This is a genomic window from Brevundimonas sp., assembly GCF_036677305.1.
Classification (GTDB): Bacteria; Pseudomonadota; Alphaproteobacteria; order Caulobacterales; family Caulobacteraceae; genus Brevundimonas.
In genome coordinates, this window is record NZ_JAKFEB010000034.1 from 1 (window position 1) to 3,282 (window position 3,282).

At 67.9% G+C, this 3,282-nt stretch carries 4 protein-coding genes; all 4 read left to right on the top strand.

Features of this window, described 5'->3' with window-relative positions; all coding sequences use genetic code 11:
* Positions 1–31: 31 nt before the first annotated feature.
* From serS to V6M42_RS02270, 4 genes are read left to right on the top strand one after another with little or no spacing between them, the layout of a single operon-like run.
* On the top strand, positions 32–1,456 hold the full coding sequence (gene serS / locus V6M42_RS02255; protein WP_442880909.1) for a serine--tRNA ligase: 1,425 nt from the start codon (positions 32–34) through the stop codon (positions 1,454–1,456).
* Positions 1,457–1,460: 4 nt separating this feature from the next.
* On the top strand, positions 1,461–1,841 hold the full coding sequence (locus tag V6M42_RS02260) for a hypothetical protein (RefSeq protein ID WP_332676864.1): 381 nt from the start codon (positions 1,461–1,463) through the stop codon (positions 1,839–1,841).
* An 8-nt stretch (positions 1,842–1,849) separates the two neighbouring features.
* Positions 1,850–2,641 (top strand): 5'/3'-nucleotidase SurE, encoded by a 792-nt coding sequence (gene surE, locus V6M42_RS02265; RefSeq protein ID WP_332676865.1) that lies wholly within the window; start codon positions 1,850–1,852, stop codon positions 2,639–2,641.
* Entirely contained in the window at positions 2,638–3,282 is a 645-nt protein-coding gene (locus tag V6M42_RS02270) for a protein-L-isoaspartate(D-aspartate) O-methyltransferase (RefSeq protein ID WP_332676867.1), read from the top strand. The genes surE and V6M42_RS02270 overlap by 4 nt, the downstream gene beginning before the upstream one ends.

The window sequence follows — 3,282 nt, forward strand, 5'->3', positions numbered from 1 at the left end:
GTCGTCGCGCGGCGTCGAGGATGCGGCGGGGCTGGTCGAGCGGATTCTGGCGCTGGATACGGCCCTGCGCACGGCGCAGACGGCCGAGCAGACGGCGCTGGCGCGGCGCAACGAGAGCTCGAAGCTGATCGGCGCCGCCATGGCGAAGAAGGACACGGCCGGGGCCGAGCGGCTGAAGGCCGAGGTCGAGAGCCTGAAGGGCGAGATCGCCGCGGCGGGCGAGGATTCGACCCGGATCGCCAAGGACCTGCGCGACCTGCTGGCGGCGCAGAAGAGCCTGGCGGCGGACGACGTGCCCGAGGGCGAGGACGAGGCCGGCAATGTGCTGTGGGGCCAGCCGTGGGGGCGTCCGCGCGAGGGCGGCCCGGCCAAGGATCACGCCGATCTGGGCGAGGCCATGGGCCTGCTGGACTTCGAGGCGGCGGCCAGGATGTCGGGCTCGCGCTTCGCGGTGCTGAAGGGCGGGCTGGCGCGGCTGGAACGGGCCATCGGCCAGTTCATGCTGGACGTGCAGACGGCCGAGCACGGCTATCTGGAGGTCAATCCGCCGTATCTGGTGCGCGACGAGGCGATGTTCGGGACGGGGCAGCTGCCGAAGTTCAAAGAGGATCTCTTCGTAACGGCCTCGATCGACTACGAAGCCGTACAACTGAAGGCCCAAGAGAAGCTCTTGGCTGATACGGCGTCTGAACGAGCTGAACTCGATGCGATTTCGCTTGAGGTCGCAGCTGGCAATTTTCAGCACGTTGAGAGGCTTGCCGAGATTGCAAAACGGTTCGATATCGAGAGCCTACTTGCCGATCTTAACCTGAACATTGACGAACGGTCTCCCGAGTTTCAACGCTCCCACTTCCTCATCCCCACCGCCGAAGTCTCCCTGACCAACCTCGTCCGCGAGCAGATCCTGCCTGAGAGCGAGCTGGCCACGCCCATGCGGCTGACCGCCCTGACGCCCTGTTTCCGGGCCGAGGCGGGCTCGGCCGGGCGGGATACGCGCGGCCTGATCCGGCAGCACCAGTTCCACAAGGTGGAGATGGTCTCGATCTGCAAGCCCGAGGATTCCGAGGCCGAGCACGAGCGGATGGTGCGCTGCGCCGAGGCGGTGCTGGAGAAGCTGAACCTGCCGTACCGCCGCATGCTGCTGTGCAAGGGCGACATGGGCTTTTCGGCGAGGAAGACCTTCGACCTGGAGGTCTGGCTGCCGTCGCAGGGCATGTATCGCGAGATTTCCAGCTGCTCGAACTGCGGGGACTTCCAGGCCCGGCGGATGGACGCGCGCTTCAAGCGCGACGGCGAGAAGAAGACCGAGTTCGTCCACACCCTGAACGGCAGCGGCCTGGCCGTCGGCCGAACGCTTGTGGCCGTGATGGAGAACTATCAGGAAAGTGATGGGCGGATCGCCGTCCCGTCCGTGCTGCTGCCCTATATGGGCGGCATCACCCATGTCGGAGCCTGACGCCATGAAAGCCGTCATCATCGCCGCCGCCGCCGCCGCCGCCGCCCTCTCGCTGGGAGCCTGCGCCTCGACGCCTCCCGGCGAGGCGTTCGACCCCGCCGGAACCGCCTTCACCGGCTTTGTCCGCGTCACCGAGGGCGAGTTCCAGCTTTATCCGCGCGAGGCCCAGCTGCGGTCCCCGTTCGCCCGTCCCTGCGTATCCGGCGTCCTGCCGCTCAACGAGCAGCGGACCGCGCGGGAATTGTCAGGCCGCAAGGTGACCTTCACCGGCCGGGCCGTCCGCTGGCCGGGCGGGGTCGCCCTGGAGCACGAGGGCTCCACCGTCCGCAACACCTGCGGCGGGGATCACGTCATCCTGGCGCAGAGCGTCTCCGTGCTGCGCTAGGCCTTCGATTGCGCATTCTCCTGACCAATGACGACGGCATCGAAGCCGAGGGGCTGGAATGTCTCGAGCGGATCGCGCGAAAGCTGTCCGACGACATCTGGGTGTGCGCGCCGGCCGTCGAACAGTCGGGCAAGGGGCGCGGGATCACCCTGACCGAGCCGCTGCGGGTCAACCGCATGGGTGAAAAGCGGTTCGCGGTGACGGGAACGCCGACGGACTGCGTCGTGCTGGCCGTCAACGACCTGATGCCGGAGCGGCCCGATCTGGTGCTGTCGGGCGTGAACCGGGGGCACAACGTCGGCGAGGACTGCTCGTATTCCGGCACGGTCGCGGGCGCCCTGCAGGGCATGGCCTTCGGCATCCGCTCGATCGCCCTGAGCCAGAGCCTGGAGCGGTTCCACGACGAGGTGACGGCGCACTGGGAGACGGCCGAGGCGTATGCGCCGCCCATCATCAGCCGCCTGCTGGCCCAGCCGTGGCAGGACGGGGTGGTGATGAACCTGAACTTCCCCGCCCGCGCGCCCGACGTCGTGACCGAGGTCGAGGTGACGCGGCAGGGATTCCGCGACATCGGCGAGATGCATGCGGTCAAGCGGACCGACCTGAGGGGCCGGGACTATTACTGGATGAGCTTCCGCGGTTCGAAGCAGGACCATGCCGCGGGGACGGATCTGCGGGCCATGGACGAGGGGAAGATATCGGTCACGCCGCTGCATATTGACCTGACGCATGCGCCGAGCATCCACGATCTGAAGGGCGTGCTTGGCGGGGCGCCGCCAAAGGGTATGGTCGCCCGATGAAGCTGAACGACGACAGGGCGGGGCGGCTGATCCTCGGGCTGCGGCAGCAGGGGGTGACCGACCCCAGGGTGCTGGCGGCCATGGAGTCGATCGACCGCGCCGTCTTCGTGCACGAGAAATTCCTCGACCAGGCGTGGGAGGACCAGGCCCTGCCGATCGACTGCGCCCAGACGATCAGCCAGCCCTATATCGTCGGCCTGATGACCCAGGCGCTGGACGTGCAGCCGCGCCACCGGGTGCTGGAGATCGGCACGGGCAGCGGCTACCAGGCCGCCGTGCTGAGCCGGCTGGCGCGCTACGTCTATTCCATCGAGCGGTACCGCAGCCTGCTGACCGAGGCCGAGAGCCGGCTGAAGGAATTGAAGATCGACAATGTCATCACCCGCCACGGGGACGGCAATCTGGGCTGGCCCGAACAGGCCCCGTTCGACCGGATCATGGTCACGGCCGCGGCCCCGGGCGAGCCGACCGAACTACTGCACCAGCTGAAGCCGGGCGGGATCCTGGTCTGTCCGGTCGGGCGCAGCTCGGTGCAGATGCTGCACCGCTATGTCGGGCAGCCGGACGGCTCGTTCCGGCGCGAGAGTCTCAGCGAGGTGCGGTTCGTGCCGCTGGTCGAGGGGACGGCCAAGGAGGGATGA